Source organism: Streptomyces sp. NBC_00554, from assembly GCF_041431135.1.
Classification (GTDB): domain Bacteria; phylum Actinomycetota; class Actinomycetes; order Streptomycetales; family Streptomycetaceae; genus Streptomyces.
In genome coordinates this window covers 4,779,733-4,800,574 of sequence record NZ_CP107799.1, presented here as the reverse complement: position 1 = coordinate 4,800,574, position 20,842 = coordinate 4,779,733, and the positions used below count along the sequence as shown (strand labels likewise).

The 20,842-nt window shown below is 67.8% G+C and carries 17 protein-coding genes; 10 read left to right on the top strand and 7 right to left on the bottom strand.

The features are described 5' to 3' along the window. Positions 1 to 158 precede the first annotated feature (158 nt). Together OG266_RS20905 and OG266_RS20900 are read left to right on the top strand one after the other, a co-directional pair. A complete protein-coding gene (locus OG266_RS20905) occupies positions 159 to 710 on the top strand; it encodes an ATP-binding protein (RefSeq protein ID WP_371547757.1) in 552 nt (183 codons plus the stop codon). A 324-nt stretch (positions 711 to 1,034) separates the two neighbouring features. Further along, the gene (locus OG266_RS20900; RefSeq protein WP_371547756.1) at positions 1,035 to 1,334 is read left to right on the top strand and encodes a hypothetical protein; all 300 of its coding nucleotides are present in this window, start codon (positions 1,035 to 1,037) and stop codon (positions 1,332 to 1,334) included. Between the two features lie 410 nt (positions 1,335 to 1,744). Here the strand turns inward: OG266_RS20900 and OG266_RS20895 are convergent, their stop codons facing one another. Then, positions 1,745 to 2,524 (bottom strand): GntR family transcriptional regulator, encoded by a 780-nt coding sequence (locus OG266_RS20895; protein WP_371547755.1) that lies wholly within the window; start codon positions 2,522 to 2,524, stop codon positions 1,745 to 1,747. A gap of 163 nt (positions 2,525 to 2,687) precedes the next feature. On the opposite strand from OG266_RS20895, the gene OG266_RS20890 reads away from it, so the two are divergent. The 4 genes from OG266_RS20890 (at position 2,688) to OG266_RS20875 (ending at position 6,209) form a co-directional block, all read left to right on the top strand. After that, complete coding sequence (locus OG266_RS20890) at positions 2,688 to 3,035, top strand: hypothetical protein (protein WP_371547754.1); 348 nt, start codon at positions 2,688 to 2,690, stop codon at positions 3,033 to 3,035. Beyond that, entirely contained in the window at positions 3,035 to 4,336 is a 1,302-nt protein-coding gene (locus tag OG266_RS20885) for an FtsK/SpoIIIE domain-containing protein (RefSeq protein WP_371552888.1), read from the top strand. Before OG266_RS20890 ends, OG266_RS20885 begins: the two co-directional genes overlap by 1 nt. An 11-nt stretch (positions 4,337 to 4,347) precedes the next feature. Continuing rightward, positions 4,348 to 4,545 (top strand): hypothetical protein, encoded by a 198-nt coding sequence (locus OG266_RS20880; RefSeq protein ID WP_371552886.1) that lies wholly within the window; start codon positions 4,348 to 4,350, stop codon positions 4,543 to 4,545. Between the two features lie 296 nt (positions 4,546 to 4,841). Further along, complete coding sequence (locus OG266_RS20875) at positions 4,842 to 6,209, top strand: replication initiator (protein ID WP_371552885.1); 1,368 nt, start codon at positions 4,842 to 4,844, stop codon at positions 6,207 to 6,209. A gap of 191 nt (positions 6,210 to 6,400) precedes the next feature. On the opposite strand, the gene OG266_RS20870 is transcribed toward OG266_RS20875, so the two are convergent. From OG266_RS20870 to OG266_RS20850, 5 genes are all read right to left on the bottom strand, one after another. Continuing rightward, entirely contained in the window at positions 6,401 to 8,317 is a 1,917-nt protein-coding gene (locus OG266_RS20870; RefSeq protein WP_371547753.1) for a hypothetical protein, read from the bottom strand. Positions 8,318 to 8,598: 281 nt separating this feature from the next. After that, entirely contained in the window at positions 8,599 to 10,038 is a 1,440-nt protein-coding gene (locus tag OG266_RS20865; RefSeq protein ID WP_371547752.1) for a recombinase family protein, read from the bottom strand. 212 nt (positions 10,039 to 10,250) lie between these two features. Then, entirely contained in the window at positions 10,251 to 11,159 is a 909-nt protein-coding gene (locus OG266_RS20860) for a Yip1 family protein (RefSeq protein ID WP_329546436.1), read from the bottom strand. A gap of 152 nt (positions 11,160 to 11,311) precedes the next feature. Next, positions 11,312 to 12,637 (bottom strand): FG-GAP repeat domain-containing protein, encoded by a 1,326-nt coding sequence (locus OG266_RS20855; RefSeq protein WP_371547751.1) that lies wholly within the window; start codon positions 12,635 to 12,637, stop codon positions 11,312 to 11,314. Positions 12,638 to 12,799: 162 nt separating this feature from the next. Beyond that, complete coding sequence (locus OG266_RS20850; RefSeq protein ID WP_371547749.1) at positions 12,800 to 13,507, bottom strand: SDR family NAD(P)-dependent oxidoreductase; 708 nt, start codon at positions 13,505 to 13,507, stop codon at positions 12,800 to 12,802. Between the two features lie 101 nt (positions 13,508 to 13,608). On the opposite strand from OG266_RS20850, the gene OG266_RS20845 reads away from it, so the two are divergent. Continuing rightward, a complete protein-coding gene (locus OG266_RS20845) occupies positions 13,609 to 14,445 on the top strand; it encodes a helix-turn-helix transcriptional regulator (protein ID WP_266457677.1) in 837 nt (278 codons plus the stop codon). A gap of 113 nt (positions 14,446 to 14,558) precedes the next feature. Here the strand turns inward: OG266_RS20845 and OG266_RS20840 are convergent, their stop codons facing one another. After that, the gene (locus OG266_RS20840) at positions 14,559 to 16,826 is read right to left on the bottom strand and encodes a (Fe-S)-binding protein (protein WP_329546434.1); all 2,268 of its coding nucleotides are present in this window, start codon (positions 16,824 to 16,826) and stop codon (positions 14,559 to 14,561) included. Positions 16,827 to 17,083: 257 nt separating this feature from the next. Between OG266_RS20840 and OG266_RS20835 the strand changes: the two genes are divergently transcribed. The 3 genes from OG266_RS20835 to grpE all read left to right on the top strand — a co-directional run bounded on the left by OG266_RS20835 (position 17,084) and on the right by grpE (position 20,821). Next, positions 17,084 to 18,154 (top strand): undecaprenyl/decaprenyl-phosphate alpha-N-acetylglucosaminyl 1-phosphate transferase, encoded by a 1,071-nt coding sequence (locus OG266_RS20835; protein ID WP_371547746.1) that lies wholly within the window; start codon positions 17,084 to 17,086, stop codon positions 18,152 to 18,154. A 160-nt stretch (positions 18,155 to 18,314) separates the two neighbouring features. Further along, a complete protein-coding gene (gene dnaK / locus OG266_RS20830) occupies positions 18,315 to 20,162 on the top strand; it encodes a molecular chaperone DnaK (RefSeq protein WP_266457668.1) in 1,848 nt (615 codons plus the stop codon). Then, complete coding sequence (gene grpE, locus OG266_RS20825; RefSeq protein ID WP_329546431.1) at positions 20,159 to 20,821, top strand: nucleotide exchange factor GrpE; 663 nt, start codon at positions 20,159 to 20,161, stop codon at positions 20,819 to 20,821. The genes dnaK and grpE overlap by 4 nt, the downstream gene beginning before the upstream one ends. The last annotated feature ends 21 nt before the right edge of the window (positions 20,822 to 20,842 follow it).

Genomic DNA, 20,842 nt, shown 5'->3' with positions numbered 1-20,842 from the left:
TCGTTTCTGTTCCTGTCTGTTCTGCCGCGCCCGTCTCGCGAGTGTACCCACGAGGGGGGTCCCCAAGAGGGGGGAGCGACAGCCGGTACGAGGGGCGCACCCTCGGGTCACCCTGCCGGGAGGGACTCGGCAGACGTGACCTGAGACGGGGTCGTGTCATGGACGCGAGGAAAGCGCAGCGGCATGAGCACGTGGTCGATGAACTGAACGCGTTCGCTCATTGGTACGCGCAGCCTTCTCCCTCTTCCGGCGGGCACTTCCTGACGCTGACCCTCTTCGCCGAGTTCGGCGATACCGGACGCATCGCGCGTGACCACACGGCCGTGTTCCTGCGGAGTGCGGGCGCGGGTGGCGCAGTAGACGATGCTCGATTGGTCGTGTCGGAGCTGGTTGGGAACGTGGTCAACCACGTGGTGCCGGAGCGCTGCTTAGCGCACCCCGGTGGCAACCGCCGTATCGACCTGGTCTTGAAGCTGTGGCCGAAGTGGCTGTTCATCGGTGTCACGGATGAGGACTCGACACCCCCAGTGCTTCCCATGGGCGACACGTTCTCGCCCGAGCTGATGGGGGAGCTGTCGGAAGCGGTCTTACCCGACAGTGGCCGTGGGCTGCTGATCCTTCAGCGGCTGGCGGCCGCGGTCTGGTGGACCCCGGAGGACAAGGGCGGCAAGACCGTGTGGTGCCGCGTCGACCTCGACGGTACGACGTAGAGATCTCCGGGACGTCGTCTCTGCTGGCTCCTACGCACTCGGGAGTGGACGACGTCTCGGGGCCGGAGCTATCCCTCCGGCTAACGGGGCGCGGTCTCCTGGCTTGATCCGCCGGGTTCCCCACTCGGTTCCTAGGGGGCCGCGCTTCACAACCTCATACCGAGACCGGACCACCCCCGCGCCTGGACAGCAACTGGGGTGGTCCGGGAGGGGACGCAACGGTCCCCGGTGCCTGATGGTACCGGGGCCGTTGCGCTGTGCATCTGCCCTGCACCAAAAGAGAGTTGACGATCCGTTACCTAGATCAGGGCAGAGGTGGGCAAGGTGTCTGGCGCGGGTGAGAACTGGCTGAGCGATGGGCTCGGCGACGTTGCAGGGGCGGACTCGGACCTGTGGGTGTCGGGTGTCGACTACATCGCGGGTTGGCGTGAATCGCGGGAGTCCGCAGATCAGTTGAACCGGGCGTTCCTCGGCGCTGGGTTCGAGCTGTCCGAGTTACGGGCCGTCGCCTCGGCCAACGATGAGGGGCGCGGGGTCGTGCGCGTGGCGGGCTGGCCGGGCACCGTGGACCGGCTCTCTCAGCTCCTGGAGGCGCTCGCGGACAGCGATGGCGGTGCGCGATGAGGCGTCTTTGCGCTGGTGAGCGCCGCGCGTGGGCACGTCGCCGGCCGCAGAGACTTTGGGCGGTAGCTGCCATGGGGCGAGTGAACAGGGGGCCCTACGCTCGCCCGGCGAATCGGGCAGGTACTGGACCTGCCCGCTGGTGTGCCCGATGGGCCCCCTGTTCTTCGAGGCTCGCCCCATGGGAGCTGCCTAAAGTCTCGGAGGCCGTCGACCCCCAGCCCCGAACGTCCCGGCCTGCGACGGCCGGTCGACGCTCTGATTCCTCCGGCGAACTGCGGTGCGGGCAGTCGGGCGACCGGACGGGACCGGCGGCCACGCCGCACGCCCGGCCGGGGCGGCCGGGCTGCCCGGCGCGCCGCAGGCGCGCCCTTGAGGAAGTGAAGGCTGTTTCGACCGATCGCCGTTGTCGATCAGGTACGAGTGCGCCGCGCGGGCTGCTTGTCGGCGGTGATCCGGTAGGCGAGTTCGGCACGGTCCGCCCCGACGCGAAGCTCTTCGAGGATCAAGGGGCGGTCGTCGGTGCCGTGCGTGACACGGGCCAGATGCAGGATCGGTGTCGCGTCCGGGAGCTGGAGGGCGGTCCGCTCGTCAGGGAGTGGCATGTGGGCGCGGACCGTCTCGGACCACCACAGCTTGTGTCCGGCCTGCGTAAGGATCCAGTAGGCGGAGGCCGGGCGTCGGTCCGGGGCCTCCGCAAGCATCGGGATGCCCTCGGCCACCTCGAACGGGATCAACGTGCGGTGCATCGCCCGCGTGCCGCTGGCAGGGTCGATGAGCAGGCGGTCGCATCCGAAGAGGGCTTCCTCCTCGCCGAGTTCGAGCAGCGTGCCGGTGGCCTTGGTGGTGTGCGAGCGGTACGGGGTCGGCTCCTCGACCTCGTCCCAGACGGCGCCGTTGGGCATCACGAACCGCCCGTCCGGCGTGCGGCTGATCCGGCGTTCGAGGGTGACGCTCGGCTGACCGTCAGAGCGCACGAAGCTGCCCTTGCCGTGCCTCACCTCGATCAGCCCTTCCGCGCGCAGAGCTGCAACGGCGTTGCGGACGGTGGGGCGGGACACCTTGTAGCGGTCGATGAGCTGGGCCTCGGAGGGGAGCGGGGCGCCGGGTTCGAACTCGCCCTTCAGGATCGCTTCCCGGATCGCGGCGGCCACCTGCTGGTACAGCGCTCCGGGGCGTTGGATCTCCGTCATCTCGGCACCTCCGGGTTGAAGTCGTAGGCACGTCGCACGCGCGACATCACTCGTCAGCATAAGTAGTTGCATCCCTGTCGTACAGAGCCACATAGTCATAACTCGTAAGGACAAGTGACGTCTGAATATGTCAGGCGTCCCGACTGGCCTAGGAGGCCAAGCAATGCAGTCCATACCCGTGGACACGGCACGACTGGGCGTACTGCGGTGCGCCATCACACCCGAAGCAAAGATCAGCAACTTCGAGACACAGGAGGTCAAGAAGGACCGCGACGGCAACACCATCTACACCGTCGCCGTCATGGTGCGGCAGGACGGCCGGCGTATCTCCGTCATCGAGATCGCCGTCGCCGGTGAACCGAAAGGCATCGAAGAAGGACAGATCCTCAAGGTCACCGGACTGACCGCATTCGCCTGGGCCATGGGCGACCGGCACGGAATCAGCTTCCGCGCCGACGCGATCACCCCTGTGCACGGGACCCCGGCGCACGCCAAGGGCGGTGACGCGTGATGGGTCCGATCATGCTCGCTTTCGCTCTGGCCGTGCTGGCCTGGCTGTTGGTCGTCGGCGATCTGGTGCGGCGGCATCGGCCGGTCTGGCACTGGTACGTCGCCGGCTACCCGGTCGCCGCGTGCCGGGTGCTGTTCACCTGGCGTCGGGTCTCCGTGCTCAACGACCTGTCCGTGTCCAAGCTTCCGGCGCGGACGCTGGTCGGGCACTTGATGGTCAAGGGCGATCCGGTAAGGCCGGTGGCTCCGCGCTCCTCGTTCCCCCGCGCGACTCGCATGGGGCTGACCGTGACCGTGCGCCTGCACGCGGGGCAGACCCCGGCGACGTACATGAGGGCGGCTGAAGCGCTCGTCCATGCGTGGCGGGTCCACGCGGTGCGGGTCACCTCGCCGGAACGCGGTGTCGTGCTGTTGACCGCCATGGCCAGTGATCCGCTGGAGCGGCCTGGCTTAGCGTCGGCGCCCGCCGAGTTGCTGTCCGCACTCATCGGCGCACTGGAATCCGGCGGCGCCTGGGTGATGAACCTGCGGCTCGTGCCGCACTGGCTCATCACCGGGGCCACCAGGTCCGGCAAGTCGACTCTGCTGGCCCGGCTGATTACTCAACTCGCCTCACAACCCGTCGCCCTGGTCGGCATCGACTGCAAGGGGGGCATGGAACTCGGCCTGTTCGCCGGACGGTTGAGCGCGCTGGCAACCTGCCGACGCGAAGCAGTCGCGGTGCTCTCCGCGCTGGTGGTCGACATGCAAGACCGGATGAGCGCGTGCCGGGCTGCTGGTGTGCGGTCGATCTGGGAGCTGCCCGAGAAACTGCGCCCCATACCTGTCGTCGTGATCGTCGACGAGATCGCGGAACTGTACCTCTCGGACGGCACGCGCGAGAGCAAGGCGGAGACGGAGCAGTGCTCCACGCTCCTGCTGCGGCTCGGGCAGCTCGGGGCTGCGCTCGGTCTGCACCTGGTCGTGGCCGGACAACGCGTCGGCTCTGATCTCGGACCCGGTGTCACCGCTCTGCGGGCTCAACTCGGCGGCCGGATCTGCCACCGCGTCAACGACCCCGGCACGGCCGAGATGACCTTGGGCGACCTCAACAAGGATGCCGTGGCCGTCGCTCAGACGATCACTGCCGAGGAACAGGGCGTGGCCGTTTGCACCGGGCCTGAGGGCGGCTGGAGCCGTGCCCGATCGCACCTGACACCGACGGAAGAGGCCGTGTCGACGGCTCGCAAGTACTCCGGCATGACCCCGGGACTGCCCGCCGTAGACCGTGCGCTTGCGGCACTGGAAGGAGACGTCAAGTGACGAGCGGCCAAGTGATCAGTGCCGGTACGGCGTTCACGTTCGCGGTGATCTTCGGGATCATCACCGTCCTCCTCGTCCGCTCCCGCGACGTCCGCGCCTGGGAAGCGGTCTGCGTCGGCCTCTTCGGCGTCTACCTCGGCCAGACCCCCGTGGTCTTCACCATCCACGGACTCGTGACCTGGTTCATCACCGGTTTCTCCCACACCTGAGCAGAAAGGACGCGCCATGCCCATGCCTCGCGTGAGGTGCCCGAACTGCAAGGGCGACGGAGCCCGTAGGACCTGGACCGGACGTCTGCGGCGCTGCCGCGTCTGCCGGGGGACCGGAACCATTCGCTGACCCACCCGCACCACACCCGACCACGCAAGGGAGCGATCGCCATGACCGACAACGCGCCACCAACCACCCACCGTGCCGCCTCGGCGGCCCACCCCGGAAGGTCCCCACCATCACACCCGAGTTCACCCCGACTGACAGGCGCGCCGCCCTCGACCGCGCGGCGCGCCTGCGTCAGCTCCCCGAAGCAGACCGCGACGCAATCCGCATCGCACAAGACCCGGGCTTCACCCGCTGGCTGGAGCTGATCACCGCAACCGGCGGCTGTGCCCACCCCATCCACCTCTCTGGCTCGACTACCACCCTGGACGGCGCGACCGGCGAGATCCTCCACCACTACGACACCCGCTCCGAACCCGGAGAACGGCTCTCCGTCCGCTGCCGCAACAGACGCGCAACCGTCTGCGCTCCCTGCTCCCGCCTCCACGCGGGCGACACCTTCCACCTCGTCCGCGCGGGCCTCCTCGGTGGCAAGAACGTCCCCGCCACCGTTCGCAATCGGCCCCGGCTCTTCATCACCCTCACCTCCCCGTCCTTCGGTTCGGTACACCGTGCCGGGGAGCTGTGCCGTCCGCGCCGCCAAGCTGGCAGATGCGAGCACGGCCGTGCCCTCGGCTGTGGGGCAGTCCATGGCGCGGATGATCCCGTCGTTGGCCAACCGCTCTGCTCCGGCTGCTACGACTACGCGGCCCACGTGCTTTGGCACTCGCATGCAGGCAAGCTGTGGGACCGCTTCGTTATCGGCCTCCGGCGCCAACTCGCCTCCTCCGCAGGCCTCGTGCAGTCCCGCTTCGCTGATCACGCGAGGCTGTCCTTCGCACGCGTTGCCGAGTACCAAAAGCGGGCGGCTGTCCACATCCATGCCGTTGTTCGCCTCGACGGCTCGGCCGGACCTGATGAGGAACCCCCGGCCTGGGGCACCTTGGATCGCTTGGCCGCTGCCGTACGGGCCTCCGCCGGGCGCGTCCTGGTCCACACCCCCTACAGCCCGGCAATCGGCGAACTAACCCTGCGCTGGGGCACTCAGATCGATGTCCGTCCCCTGCGGGCTGACGGTGGCGGACCGGACGATGATGCGGTGGCCGCGTACGTCGCGAAGTACGTCACCAAGGGAGCGAGAGAGACGGGCGCCGGCACTGACTACCGGCTCACGAACTGGCACGACATAGGCACGGCGCTCGCGAGTGAGCACGTCCGGAACCTCATGCGCACGTGCTGGCGCCTCGGCGGGCTGCCCGAGTACGAACCCCTCTGCCTGAGAGCCTGGGCCCACACGCTCGGCTACCGGGGCCACATCCTCACCAAGTCCCGCGCCTACTCGACGACATACGCGGCACTTCGCGCCGAACGAGCCCACCACATGGGCCACGGCACCATGCAGGCAGACATCCCTGGCACGGTCACTGATAGGAACTGGCGCTACATCGGCTCCGGCCACACCCCTGGCGCGGCACTCATCGCCGCGGGGATCGCTGAGGAGCTGGCTACTGCCCGAGAGATCGCCCGCGATGAACTCGGCCCCAGGGGGCAGCCGTAGTGGCGATCCAGAAGAAGATCACCACCAGGGAGGAGTGGCTCAAGAGACATCTGGAGCGCGCTCCAATGAGGGATCAGGCGTGGGTCAGACGTCTGCGTGCCCTCCACCGCGATTGACTAAGAGCTCGCAAGACGTTGGAGTGGTATGCCTGCGTCGGCCAGCCAGGTGGCGCCGGTGTGCCGAACCCGTGCCTACGACGAGTCCGCACTCGTTGCAGCTTTGGCGGTGAGTCGAGCCCGCCAGTAGTTGGCGGCGTCCTGGCCTGCCTGCATCGCGGCGAACTCATCAGTCCGCTTCGCGAGCGCGGCAGCGGGCACCGTGCCCTCGACGTAGGACTCAAGACCGAGGTTGAGTGCACTGCCGCTCAGGAACTTGGCGTACCCGCGCACGGACTCAACAATCGCGAAGCTGGCGGGGTTGCCGTGCACCAAGGCATTCCGGACACGACGACGTCTGGCCTCCAACACGGCACCTTTGGCGGTGTAGTACTCAATCAGGACGCGGTACTCGGCGTAGTCGCTCACACTCGCGAACATCCGCCTGATCCAGGCGCGCTCGGACTCGATGCGGCAGAGCGAGAGGAGATCGCCAGAGCGGTCAGCGACGAACAGAATCCACGGGCGCGACGGATTGTTCGCGAACCACTCGCGAGTCAGCTCGCTATGCAGTTCGTTCCGGTTTCCACCGCCGAGCAGGCACATATGAACGGCTTGCCGCACATTGGTCAGCCACCGAGCATGTGGCCAGCGTTCGCCGAGGAGATTGAACAAGCCGTTTGGGGCGAGCGCTGCGTGCGCCGCGACGTGTTGCACCACGCGGTCCGCGAGGGGGATCACGCTGCTGATATCTGCTTCGGAAGGCTTGCGCAGCGCCATGTCGCGGCTGAAAGGGTGGTCGGCGGTGGTCTGCACTTCGAGCGCGGCCGTGAGAAATCGGGGGAGCTCTTCGCGGGCCAGCGCCAAGGCGATGCGCGGCCCGTGCTCCTCGATCGCTTCTGCGGTGATGCGCGCGCCGTAGTGATCGTCGGGAAAGCCCGTTTCGCGCCGAGAGACCATCAAGTTGAAAGAGCCGGTCTGACCGGAGCGCAGGATCCCATGCTGGGCGAGGTGCGGGCGGATCCCGCCAGAGTTGTGGATCGAGACGTTGAGGATCGTGTTCACAATGCGAACGGCACGCTTCAACGCACCGGCTGCCGTGGTGCTGCCGAGGTCGACGCGAACCAGGAAGTCTACGTCGGACTCCTCGTCGACCAGCTTTGCGACCTTGAAGAGGTCGCCGTCCTGCACTAGTTCCCAGAGCTCTGCCTTGTGCTCGAAATTCTGGCCTTCGGGCTTGGCGTTCGGTACCGCCCAGTGGGCATTCATGAAGGACACTCGCCCAGCGTAGAGGCGTGTGAAAGCCTGACCTTGGTAGCCGAGCCAGACCACGATCGGCTCGACTTTGGCCGGAGTGCCGACGTGGTTTCGGGCGCTCGCGATCCGCTCCTGCGGCGCTAGGTTCGTCTGACCGATGGGAATATCGTAGGGATCACGGCCGAATGCGACCACCGACACGAGGTCGCGGAAGATCCGCTCCGCGTTGAGGCCGCGCCTGCGCAACTGGTCGAAGAGCAGTTCAGCGATCGGGCGGTACTCCCGGCCTTCCAGGGTGCGGTCCTGAGCTGTGGCCACGAGATCATCCCAGCTGGCGCGGGCGGCTTCGTCCGCGTCGAGCGCTTCGAGGAGACCCTTCGCGGCCGTGGTGACGTCTGTCCAGACGGCGTCGGTGCGGGTGCCCGGTGGCTGCTTCAAGACCGTCGCGGGGCTACCGATGAGTTGCGAGAAGGTGGCTTGGAACTGTGCGAGTGATGTCGCGATGTGTGCTCGAAGCGAGGCACCGAGCGCGCCGATGGACTCGTCGAGGTCGTCCCACAGCGACGTTCGGTTGGCGGCGTTCTTCCAGGCGTCGACGCCGCTGGCAAGCTCCAGCCACTCCAGGATCTCCTCAACGGTCACCGTAAGCGGCAGAACGGTGCTAACGCCGTGGTGGCGGTCGAGTGACGAGACGAGGGACTTCAGCCAGTCTGGATCGTCAGCGGACCAATGGTCGCTGACGTTGTAATCGATCATCACCTTGGGCCCGCCTCGCGTGCCGTCCTGGCAGCACGCTGGAAGGGCTGCTTCGTCATATCCCGCTCAGAATACGGGGCATGGGCGCCCTCAGACGAAAGGCTACGACGTTGCCCGTTCGCAGCGCACCCCACTGGCGCCCTGTCACACTTACAGGATCCCGCACAGTGCTTGCCGGTCCGGTACCCGCGGCCGGCCCTCCATCAGCTTTGGAGCAGGCTCGGGCAGCCTCAGATCACTATGAAAAGGGCCCCAGGCTCGTGACGTCTGGGGCCCCTTGCTCACTCCCGCCAGATCGGTTCGACCAGATCCGGATTGAAGATCCGCTTCCCGCGCCCTGCTGGGTGGATTGCCACGGCTGACAGGCTGTGCAGGATGATCTCTTGTTGCCGTTCAATGGGAAGATCTCGGAACTGCTCGCGGCTCTTGATCTCCTCACTGACGGACTCGGCACGCTTCAACTTCCGGTGGAAGCGGGCGCGTTCCAACTTCAACTCATCCCGTCGGCGTTCCAGGTCGGGCAGGAGCTGAAGCAGCGATGACATGGTGATCTCACGGTTGCTCGCGGCCGTGGTCAGAGCCTTGATGTCGTCCGATACAGCCTTGGACTCGTCTTCTCCTGGCCACTCCGCAGGCGTAGGGCTACCGTCTTCCGCCGCCCTCTTGCGCTGCTCCTCCAAGACGAGATCAATGATCAGGTCCTCCATGGGTTCCCCGACCCGTCCGACCTTGCCGCAACCGCCGTTCACGACGGAGCACTGATAGCTGTACTTCGATGCCTTCGATCCTGGCTTCCATAGCCGGTTGATCTGGCCCCTGATCTTGTTGTGGCACAACCCGCACCGAGCGATACCGGAAAGCAGGTACTTGCGCGCGAGCGGCTTGCCTGCAGCGGGATTGGCCTGCTTCCGCTCGGCAACGGCGCCGCAGACCGCTTCCCACTCCTCCACCGAGTTGATCGTTTCCCACTCGCCGATGACGGGCTCACCATCGTCGTTGAGCAAGATCTCACCGTGGTAGGTCCGGTAGCCGCACAGCCTTGGGTTCGTCACCATCAGCTCGACGTGATGGTGTGCCATCCGCTTCGTTCCCTCTCGCGGGCGCCCGATCCCTTCGTCCTGCCAACGCTTACGGATGGTGCCGATCCGCACTCCGGCCAGGATCTCTTTCTGTGCCGCTCGGATGTGACATGCGGCCTCGGGGTCGATCTTGTTCGGGTCGTCCTTCTTCCAGCCGTATGGCGCGGGGCCACCGCTCGACTTCCCGTTCATCGCTAGCTCAAGGTGCTTGCGCTTGATGCGGCGGGCAGTGTCGTGTGACGACTTGTTGGCGAAAGCGACCATCACGCGCGCCATGGTCCGTCCGTCCGACGATGAGAGATCGATGTCGTTCGTGACAGTGACGAAAGTCAGGCGCTTGCGGCTCTCGAAGACGTCGATCAGACGTTCAAGATCCTTGGGCTGTCGGGCCAGCCTGTCCAGGTCGTACGACACCACGCCGTCGATGAGACCTGCTGCCAGATCGGACAGCATCAACTCGAACTCGGGGCGGCGGACGTTCCGTTTGTATGCGGAGACGTCGTTGTCCTCGTAGATCTTCGCCACGCTCAATCCGCGCAGGTCGGCCAGCCGTTCGCAGTCCTGCCGCTGGCGGGTGACTCCGAGGCCGTCGCCCTCGTCGTCTCGTGAGATCCGGGTGTAGATGGCTACCTTGCGTGCCACGCTTGGGTCCTCCCCCGCTCCGGCGAGCCTCTGCCGGAGTGAAGCAAGGTTACTACCCTCATACAGGTCACTGAGCCTGGAGTGTCGAGCCGCCCGTCGTGAAGAGGGCCGGGCAGGTTCTCGACGCCTGACCCTCCCCGGACACCGTGAAGGCCCCCGGCAGCGCGCAAACGCCGGGGGCCTTCACGTACGTACAAGACGTACTGGACGTACTAGAACGTACCCAGCTTGATGATCGACAGGATCGCGATCAGCTGGATCGCCGAGGCGCCGAGCGCCTTCGGCCACGGGAGGTCGTGGGACTTGCTGACCATGAGGGTCAGCAGAGCGCCCGCGGCGACCCAGGTCGCCCAGCCCAGGAGCTGGACGAAGGACGCGTCGCCGCCGAAGAACATGGCGACGACCAGGCGCGGGGTGTCCGTGAGGGACATGATCAGCATCGAGAGGCCGACCGTGGGCTGCCAGGCGCCGTCGCCGCCGAGCTGGCGGGCCAGGGTGTGGGTGACCACGCCCAGGATGAAGGTGCTGAGCACGATCGCCACGGCCGTCGTCAGGACGATCGGGATCGCGTTCGAGAGGGTGGCGTTTATCGCGTCCTCGCGGGCTCCGTCGAAGCCGAAGACGGCGAGCAGGCCGTAGAGGAACGTCACGATCAGGGCCGGGGCCCACATCGCGTAGTCGCGCATCTGGAGGAAGGTCGGGTTGGGGCGGGTGATGATGCCCTTCAGCAGGTCCTTCCAGTGCAGGCGGGGGCCCACCGGCGGGGCCGCGGTCTGACCGGCGCGGTAGGTCCCGCCCTGGTTGTACGGGTCCTCGCCGACCGAGAAGGCCTGGGTGTGCCCGGGCTGGTTCGCGGCGTACGGGTCCGGGCCCTGCTGCGGGTGCCCGTCACCGAAGTACTCCGGCTCGTCGTAGCCGCCGCCACCGCCGGGCCCGGCCTGGGGCCAGCCGCCCTGCTGCCCGCCGTACGGCTGCTGCTGCGGCGCGGGTGGGTAGCCGTACGGCGGCCGGCCTCCCTGAGGAGGCCCTGGGGCCTGCTGCCCGTACGACGGTTGCTGCTGTTGCGGTCGCCCTTGCGGGGCGCGGTTGTCCCGGCCGCGTCCGATCCTGAATCCAGCCACGTTATCGAACGTACCTGGTCCCGGAGAGTGACGTGCGGGAGCCGGGGCGCGGGCAGGGCTTTGGGGCCTATCTGTGACATCACCTAGGGGGATTCACAGGCGCCCCCTACGGGAGGGCACAGGACCCTGCGGAGCAGCCGGTTTCAGGAGTCTCAGGAGTCCATTCCCAGGAACTCCGAGGTGGAGAAGGTGACAGTCGGCTTCGGTGCGACCAGGTTCGTCTTGTCGCCGCCCGGGTACAGCGCGACCGTGTCCTTCGTCTCTCCCGGGTACGTCCGGACCACCAGGTCCGCCCGTCCGTCCCCGGTGAAGTCGGCGACGGTGAGGACGCGGGTGGTGCCCTGGGCGGGCGGCTGTACGGTCACCATGCCCGCCGTGGAGAGACCGGCCGTACGGCCTCGCAGTATTCGTAGTTGCGAGCCGCTGGAGACGAGTTCGCTCAGGCCGTCCCCGTCGAAGTCGCCGGAGTCGAGTACCGAGCCCGCGGTGGTGATGCTGCCGCGGGTGGTGCCGGGCAGGTCGTAGCGCAGGGAGGTTCCGCCCATGGCGCCGACCGCCGCGTCCAGGGCTTTGCCCTTGCCGAAGTTGCCGAGGGCGACATCGATGCCGGTGGGCAGGGCGGCGCCCGTGCGGGTGGGGCCCGCCGGGCCGCCGAGGACGATCGCGGAGGTGGCGGCGCCCTCCGCCGTACGGACGAGGAGGTCGTCGTAGCCGTCGTGGTTCACGTCGGCCGCGGTCCCCGTGGGCACGTTGCCCGGGGAAGCGAGGGGCGCGCCCGCCGCGCGCGGGGCGCCTTTGCGGGTGAACGGGCCACGGAGGTAGCTGAGTTGGCCGTTCGAGGCGTGGACTACGAGGTCCGTCGCACCGTCTCCGTCGAAGTCGCCGGGGACCGGCTGGTCCGGCCAGTCGTTGCCGGAACGTGCCTGCGCGGGGATGGTCAGCTCGACCGCCTTGCCGGTCAGGCCCGAGGGGGAGCCGAAGAGGATCTGGAGGGGTACGGGGGGCATGCCCTGTCCGTCGTACGGCGGGTCCGTGGAGACGACGAGGTCGGTGAAGCCGTCCCCGTCCAGGTCGCCGCTCGCCTCCGCTTCGAAGAGCGCGGGGAGTTGGCCGTCGGTGGGGGCCGCCTGCCGGGCAGGGCTGAGGAGTTGGCGTGCGCCGGGGGTGAGGCCGCGGACGGATCCGTACACGATGCCGATGCCCGCGTCGTCGCCGTGGGTGTCGTCGGGGCCCTTGACGAGGTCGTTCAGTACGAGGTCGGGGTGGCCGTCACCGTTGAAGTCGTCCGGCGTCTTGCTGCCCTTGCCGCGCGGGACCGGGAGCTTGGCGGGGGCTTTGGCGACGGTGATGGGGTCGTGCGTGGCGGCGGGCTTGGTTTCGTCCGTGCCGGTCCCGGCGCATCCGGCCAGTCCCGCCAGCAGCAGGACGCATCCGAGCCCGGCAGCCGCCGTACGTATCCCGCTCCCGTTTCCTCGCACACGCACCATCCATCTCGAACACACCCTCGACAGCAACCTGCACATGATGGCCTTGTTACGGCGGGGAGTTAAGGGGACTGACGTGCGCGGTGGGTCACTTGGGGCTTATCGGCGGACTTGGGTTCCCGAAGGGCTGGAATTCACCAGCCGAAGGGATGGGATTCACCAGGGGATCGGGCCGTCGGCGTCGAAGTAGCCCCCGGTGGGGCCGTCCGGGCGGACCTGGGCCATGCGGACGATGATCTCGGCGCCCTGTTCGACGGTCTGTATCCCGGTGCGGCCGTTCAGGTCGGTCGCGGTGTAGCCCGGCTCGACGCAGTTGATCCGCATCTCCGGGAACGCCTTCGCGTACTGCACGGTGATCAGGTTGACCGCGGTCTTCGAGGCCGGATAGGCGACGCCCGGGTAGGCGTACGTCGGGGTGTCCGGGGCGGTGACGCGGGCCATCGAGGCCAGGCCGCTGCTCACGTTCACCACGACCGGGGCGGCGGACCGGCGCAGCAGCGGCAGGAAGGCGTGGGTGACGCGCACGACGCCGAAGACGTTCGTCTCGAACGTCGACCGCATCAGGTCGGCGGTCACGTCGGCGGCGCCGATCACGGTGTTGTTGGCACCGCGCTCCTCGATGCCGGCGTTGTTGATCAGTACGTCCAGTCCTCCGTCGGCCTCGACGCTCTTCACCGCGGCCGCCACGGAGGCGTCATCGGTGACGTCGAGCTGGACCGACCGCGCGCCCAGTCGCTCGGCGGCCAGGTGCCCGCGTTCGGCGTCCCGGCTTCCGACGTAAACGGTGTGGCCCGCGGCGACGAGACGGCGGGCGGTCTCGAAGCCGAGACCCTTGTTCGCTCCGGTGATCAGTGTCGTTGTCATGCCTCCACGGTGCGGCGGGGCCGGGCGGTCAGCCAGGCGTCCCGTCTTCCTGGGACTGGCAGTACCAGGACGATCCCAGCGGCGCGGTGCACAGTGGGTCCATGGCGACCACGGAGTTCGGGCATGCGGTGCGGCGCTGGCGCGACCGGGTCTCCCCGGAGGCGGCCGGGCTGCCCGCCGGCGGCCATCGGCGCGCGGCCGGGCTGCGCCGCGAGGAGCTGGCGCTGCTGGCCGGGATCTCGGTCGACTACGTCACCCGCCTCGAACAGGGCCGCGCGGCCAACCCGTCGGAGCAGGTCGTCGAGGCCCTGGGCCGGGCGCTGCGGCTGTCCGGAGCGGAGCGCGAGCATCTGTTCCATGTCGCCGGGCTCGTACCGCCAGGGCAGGGCACGGTGCCCGCGTTCATCACGCCGAGTGTTCAGCGGTTGCTGGACAGGCTGACCGGGACGCCGGTCGCGGTCAGTGACGCGGCGTGGACGCTGCTGCTGGCCAACCCGCTGTATGTGGCGTTGATGGGCGAGCGGCACGGCAACGAACGCAACGCGGTGTGGCGCAACTTCCTCGGCTCGGGCAACAGCCGCGTCCGCCATACACCCGAGGGGCTGCGCACGCTGGAGGCCGTGCAGGTCGCCGAGCTGCGGGCGACGGCGATCCGTTATCCGGCGGACCAGCGGCTGCGGAAGCTGATCGCGGAACTGCGCGCGAACAGTGCCCGGTTCGCCGAGCTGTGGGAATCGGGCGCCGTGGGCCGGCCCGAGGCGTCGCGCAAGACCATCGATCACCCGCAGGTGGGCCCTTTGACGCTGGACTGCGATGTGCTGAGCGTCGCGGGCAGCGACCTGCGGATCATGATCTACACGGCTGAGCCCGGTACGGAGGACGCTGAACGGATGGCGCTTCTCGGGGTGCTGGGTACGCAGGAACTCAGCGCGTCCTGACGTACGTCCTGAGGTCCTGATGTACGTCCTGACGCCCAGCGAAAACGCCGCAGGGACCGAGTTTCCTCAGCCCCTGCGGCGTTCGCGGGCGTACTTCCAACGTACTCCCTAGGTCACTTCACCGGCTCCGGCTCCGGCGTGCTCTCCGCCTCCGCCGTGCCCGCCGGGTCGACCGGCGTCCTGACGGAGTCGAGGAGCAGCTGAGCCACATCCACGACCTGGATGGACTCCTTGGCCTGGCCATCGTTCTTCTTGCCGTTGACCGAGTCCGTCAGCATGACGAGGCAGAACGGGCAGGCGGTGGAGACGATGTCGGGGTTGAGCGACAGGGCCTCGTCCACGCGCTCGTTGTTGATGCGCTTGCCGATGCGCTCCTCCATCCACATGCGCGCGCCACCGGCGCCGCAGCAGAAGCCGCGCTCCTTGTGGCGGTGCATTTCCTGCTGGCGCAGGCCCGGGACGGCGGACATGATCTCGCGCGGCGGCGAGTAGATCTTGTTGTGGCGGCCGAGGTAGCACGGGTCGTGGTAGGTGATCAGGCCTTCCACCGGGGTCACCGGGATCAGCTTGCCCTCGTCGATGAGGTGCTGGAGCAGCTGGGTGTGGTGGATGACCTCGTAGTCGCCGCCGAGCTGCGGGTACTCGTTGCCGAGCGTGTTCAGGCAGTGCGGGCAGGTGGCGACGATCTTCTTCGCGGACTTCGGCTTCTTGGTGCTCTCGTCCTCGTCGTCCTCGCCGAACGCCATGTTCAGCGCGGCGACGTTCTCCATGCCGAGCTCCTGGAACAGGGGCTCGTTGCCGAGGCGGCGGGCGGAGTCACCGGTGCACTTCTCGTCGCCGCCCATGATCGCGAACTTGACGCCCGCCATGTGGAGGAGCTCCGCGAAGGCCTTGGTGGTCTTCTTGGCGCGGTCCTCGAGGGCGCCCGCGCAGCCGACCCAGTACAGGTAGTCGACCTCGTCGAGGTCCTCGAGGTCCCTGCCGACGACCGGAATCTCGAAGTCGACTTCCTTCGTCCACTCCAGGCGCTGCTTCTTGGCCAGCCCCCAGGGGTTGCCCTTCTTCTCCAGGTTCTTGAGCATCGTGCCGGCCTCGGACGGGAAGGCGGACTCGATCATCACCTGGTAGCGGCGCATGTCGACGATGTGGTCGATGTGCTCGATGTCGACCGGGCACTGCTCGACACAGGCGCCGCAGGTGGTGCAGGACCACAGGACGTCCGGGTCGATGACGCCGTTCTCTTCGAAGGTGCCGATCAGCGGCCGCTCGGCCTCCGCGAGGGCGGCCGCGGGCACGTCGGCGAGCTGCTCCTTGGTGGCCTTCTCGTTGCCTTCGGCGTCCTTGCCGCCGCCGGCGAGGAGGTAGGGCGCCTTGGCGTGCGCGTGGTCCCGCAGCGACATGATCAGCAGCTTCGGGGACAGCGGCTTGCCGGTGTTCCAGGCGGGGCACTGCGACTGGCAACGCCCGCACTCGGTGCAGGTGGAGAAGTCGAGGATGCCCTTCCAGGAGAACTGCTCGACCTGGCTGACACCGAAGACGTCGTCCTCACCGGGGTCGGTGAAGTCGATGTCCTTGCCGCCGGAGGTCATCGGCAGCAGCGCGCCGAGCGCGGTCCCGCCCTTGGCGTTGCGCTTGAACCAGATGTTCGGGAAGGCGAGGAAGCGGTGCCAGGCGACGCCCATGTCCGTCTTGAGCGCGACCGTGATCATCCAGATGAAGGAAGTCCCGATCTTGATCATCGCGGTGAGGTAGATCAGGTTCTGGAGCGTGCTGACGTCCGTGTCCCTGAAGGTGGCGACGATCGGGTACGAGGCGAAGTACGCGGCCTCGTAGTGGTGCACGCCGACGAGGGCGCCCTCCATGCCGCGCAGGGTCATGATCGCGAGGCCGATGATGAGGATGATCGACTCGACGAAGTAGGCCTGGCCGGTGTTGGACCCGGCGAACCGCGACTTCCGGCCGGCGCGGCCGGGGCGGGACAGCTGGCGGATCACGATGAGCGTGAGGATGCCGAGCACCGTCATCAGGCCGATGAACTCGACGAAGACCTCGTACGGCAGCCAGTGCCCGACGATCGGCAGCACCCAGTCGGCCTGGAAGAGCTGCCCGAATGCGTTCACGAGGGTCGCGATCAGCGAGAAGAAGCCGATGGCGACGAACCAGTGGGCCACACCGACGATGCCCCAGCGGTTCATCCGGGTGTGGCCGAGGAACTCCCTGACCACCGTGACGGTGCGCGCGGTCCAGTCGTCGGTGCGGGTTCCCGCGGGGACGTCCTGGCCGAGCCGTACGAACCGGTAGATCTGCGCGATGGCTCTGCTGAACAGCGCCACGCCGACCACGGCGAGTACCAGCGACACAATGATCGCGGCGAGTTGCATTGGGGGCTCCTCGGGCCTGCGAGGTGTTGCTCCGAGGGTGATCTCGGAGGTGATTGCGGTGATTACTAAGCGGTAACTTATGCAGTCGGTCTGAGACTACCCACTTCTTTCGCCGCACTGTAGCCAGCGGTGCGGTGATCTGCGTCGCTGAGGCTGCCCTGACCGGCGGTGCCTGTTTGTCGGGGTTGCGGATCGACACGTAAACCCGATCGTGTTATCTGCGACATATTTGCGACATTCGGTCCTAAATTAGCTGGGTGTTGTACGGAATCGTCGCCGCCATCGCCGCCCTGCTCCTCACCGCCGCGCTCGCCGCCCTGCTGCGGATGTTCGCCCTGCGCTTCGGGGTGGTCGAGCGGCGGCGGTTGCGGGTGGTTCCGTTGCTGGGCGGGGTGGCGGTGGTCGGGGGGACGGCGCTCGTGGCCGGTGCGGGGGAGTGGACGGACGTTGCTCCGCTGGGGACCGATGCCGGGCGGCTGCTGGTGGCGGGGATCGGGGTCGCGCTGCTCGGCCTTGTCGCCGATCTGCGGGCCGTGCCGCTCGCGGTCCAGGTGGGCGGTGTGGGTCTCGCCGCCGCGCTGACCGTGCCGTACGGCGAACTCGGGCTGTTGGGCGGGGTGTTGGGTGTCGCCTGGATCGTCTTCGTGACGTTCGCCTTTGTCTCGCTCGATCATGCCGACGGGGTGATGGGGACCGTCGGGGTCGTCACCGCCTTCGCGTTGAGCGGGTGTGCGGCGGCCGAGGTCATGGACGGGACGGCGGCGCTGCTGAGTGTGCTGGCGGCGGCGCTCACCGGGTTCCTGATGCAGGGGCGGCCTCCGGCGCGGATCGTGCCGGGGCGGTGCGGGGCGTTGTTCGCCGGGTTCGTGCTGGCCGGGGCGGCGGTGGTTGTCCATGGGGGGCGGGAGACGGGGGCCGGGGTCGCGGCGCTGTTCTCGCTGACGGCTGTGGGGCTTGTGGATCTCGCCCTTGCCGCTCGGGGGCCGGGTGGGCACCTTGCTCATCGGCTTCGGCGGGGTGGGCTGACTTCGCGGGGGGTGATGGTGGTGATCGGTACGGCGGCTTTCGGCGGGGCGCTCGTTGGTTTGCTTATCGACCTGGGGTGGGTGGAGCCGAGCGCTGCGTGGTGGGTGGCTGGGGTTGTCGCCGTGGTGGTGCTCGTGGGGGGTGTGGGGCCTTTTTCTCGCCCCCGCCGCCCCTACCCATTCCCGTCCCCCGGGGGCTCCGCCCCCAGACCCCCGAACGCCCGAAGGGCTCGTCCTCAAACGCCGGACGGGCTGAAGATTCCCCCGCCGGACCGGCTGAGAATCCACAGTCGGACGGGCTGAGAATCCACAGCCGGACGGGCTAAAATTCCCAGGTCAGACGCAAGGTGCGCGTAAGAAACAGATAAGAGTTGAGCCTCCTCGACTCAGCTCTGTTGACCACGCGGCGAGCGTCGTGCACACTTGAGTCCGTTCCACTCAAGTCATTGCTGGAGGAATTGAAATGGCACGTGCGGTCGGCATCGACCTGGGCACGACTAACTCCGTCGTCAGCGTTCTGGAGGGCGGCGAGCCCACCGTCATCACCAACGCCGAGGGTGCCAGGACCACGCCGTCCGTCGTCGCCTTCGCGAAGAACGGTGAGGTGCTCGTCGGCGAGGTCGCCAAGCGCCAGGCGGTCACGAACGTGGACCGGACGATCAGGTCCGTGAAGCGTCACATGGGTACGGACTGGAAGATCGAGCTCGACGGGAAGCACTTCAACCCGCAGCAGATGAGCGCCTTCATCCTGCAGAAGCTGAAGCGCGACGCCGAGGCGTACCTGGGCGAGAAGGTCACGGACGCGGTCATCACCGTTCCGGCGTACTTCAACGACTCCGAGCGTCAGGCGACGAAGGAGGCCGGCGAGATCGCGGGCCTGAACGTCCTGCGTATCGTCAACGAGCCGACGGCCGCCGCCCTGGCGTACGGCCTCGACAAGGACGACCAGACGATCCTCGTCTTCGACCTCGGTGGTGGCACCTTCGACGTCTCGCTGCTCGAGATCGGCGACGGCGTCGTCGAGGTGAAGGCCACGAACGGCGACAACCACCTCGGTGGTGACGACTGGGACCAGCGGGTCATGGACTACCTGGTCCAGCAGTTCCGCTCCGGTCACGGCGTGGACCTGGCCAAGGACAAGATGGCCCTCCAGCGCCTCCGTGAGGCTGCCGAGAAGGCCAAGATCGAGCTGTCCTCGTCCACCGAGACCTCGATCAACCTGCCCTACATCACGGCCTCCGCCGAGGGCCCGCTGCACCTGGACGAGAAGCTCACGCGCGCCCAGTTCCAGCAGCTGACGGCCGACCTTCTGGAGCGCTGCAAGACGCCGTTCCACAACGTCATCAAGGACGCCGGTATCCAGCTGTCCGAGATCGACCACGTCGTTCTCGTCGGTGGCTCCACCCGTATGCCCGCCGTCGCCGAGCTCGTCAAGGAGCTGACCGGCGGTCAGGACGCCAACAAGGGTGTCAACCCGGACGAGGTCGTCGCCATCGGCGCCGCCCTCCAGGCCGGTGTCCTCAAGGGTGAGGTCAAGGACGTCCTGCTCCTCGACGTGACCCCGCTGTCCCTGGGTATTGAGACCAAGGGCGGCATCATGACGAAGCTCATCGAGCGGAACACGACGATCCCGACCAAGCGGTCCGAGATCTTCACCACCGCCGAGGACAACCAGCCCTCCGTGCAGATCCAGGTCTACCAGGGCGAGCGCGAGATCGCGGCGTACAACAAGAAGCTCGGGATGTTCGAGCTGACCGGCCTGCCGCCGGCCCCGCGTGGTGTCCCGCAGATCGAGGTCGCCTTCGACATCGACGCCAACGGCATCATGCACGTCACGGCCAAGGACCTTGGCACGGGCAAGGAGCAGAAGATGACCGTCACCGGTGGCTCCTCGCTGCCGAAGGACGAGGTCAACCGGATGCGCGAAGAGGCCGAGAAGTACGCGGAGGAGGACCACGCCCGCCGCGAGGCCGCCGAGTCCCGCAACCAGGGCGAGCAGCTCGTCTACCAGACGGAGAAGTTCCTCAAGGACAACGAGGACAAGGTCCCCGGCGAGGTCAAGACCGAGGTCGAGGCCTCCGTCGAGGAGCTGAAGGCCGCGCTCAAGGGCGAGGACACCGCCGAGATCCGCACCGCCACCGAGAAGGTCGCGGCGGTCTCGCAGAAGCTCGGCCAGGCGATGTACGCCGACGCCAACGCCGCACAGGCCGCGGGTGACGCCCCCGGTGCCGAGGCGCCGAGGTCCGACGACGACGTGGTCGACGCGGAGATCGTCGACGAGGACCGTGACCGCAAGGACGGTGCCGCGTGACGGAGGAGACCCCGGGCTTCGAAGAGAAGCCTGACGTCCCTTCCGGCGCCACCCCTGACGACGCCGAGCCGACGGCCGCCCCTTCGGGGGCGGCCCCGGCCGGGGACGAATCAGCAGCAGCACAGGCACAACTGGCCGGTCTGACGGCCCAGCTGGACCAGGTGCGTACGGCGCTCGGCGAGCGCACGGCGGACCTCCAGCGGCTCCAGGCCGAGTACCAGAACTACCGCCGCCGGGTCGAGCGCGACCGGATCGCGGTCAAGGAGGTCGCCATCGCGAACCTCCTGACCGAGCTCCTGCCGGTGCTCGACAACATCAACCGCGCGCGGGACCACGGCGAACTGGTCGGCGGCTTCAAGTCGGTGGCCGAGTCGCTGGAGTCCGTCGCGGCGAAGATGGGACTTCAGCAGTTCGGCAAGGAGGGCGAGCCCTTCGACCCGATGATCCACGAGGCCCTGATGCACTCGTACGCGCCGGACGTCACGGAGACGACGTGCGTGGCGATTCTGCAGCCGGGGTATCGCTTCGGCGAGCGCACCATCCGCCCCGCGCGGGTGGCCGTCGCCGAGCCCCAGCCCGGTGCGCAGCCCGTCAAGTCCGAGGACACGGCGGCCGACGCGGCGGACGACAAGGAGAGCGGTGGCCCGGACGAGGGCTGACGTTGAACGTATGAGAGAGGA

What these genes read in the sequence shown, in the direction of transcription:
- OG266_RS20840 (WP_329546434.1), bottom strand. Translation starts at nt 16,826, where the DNA reads ATGCAACTCGCCGCGATCATTGTGTCGCTGGTACTCGCCGTGGTCGGC.
- OG266_RS20850 (WP_371547749.1), bottom strand. Translation starts at nt 13,507, where the DNA reads ATGACAACGACACTGATCACCGGAGCGAACAAGGGTCTCGGCTTCGAG.
- OG266_RS20845 (WP_266457677.1), top strand. Translation starts at nt 13,609, where the DNA reads ATGGCGACCACGGAGTTCGGGCATGCGGTGCGGCGCTGGCGCGACCGG.
- OG266_RS20885 (WP_371552888.1), top strand. Translation starts at nt 3,035, where the DNA reads ATGGGTCCGATCATGCTCGCTTTCGCTCTGGCCGTGCTGGCCTGGCTG.
- OG266_RS20870 (WP_371547753.1), bottom strand. Translation starts at nt 8,317, where the DNA reads ATGATCGATTACAACGTCAGCGACCATTGGTCCGCTGACGATCCAGAC.
- dnaK (WP_266457668.1), top strand. Translation starts at nt 18,315, where the DNA reads ATGGCACGTGCGGTCGGCATCGACCTGGGCACGACTAACTCCGTCGTC.
- OG266_RS20905 (WP_371547757.1), top strand. Translation starts at nt 159, where the DNA reads ATGGACGCGAGGAAAGCGCAGCGGCATGAGCACGTGGTCGATGAACTG.
- OG266_RS20890 (WP_371547754.1), top strand. Translation starts at nt 2,688, where the DNA reads ATGCAGTCCATACCCGTGGACACGGCACGACTGGGCGTACTGCGGTGC.
- OG266_RS20895 (WP_371547755.1), bottom strand. Translation starts at nt 2,524, where the DNA reads ATGACGGAGATCCAACGCCCCGGAGCGCTGTACCAGCAGGTGGCCGCC.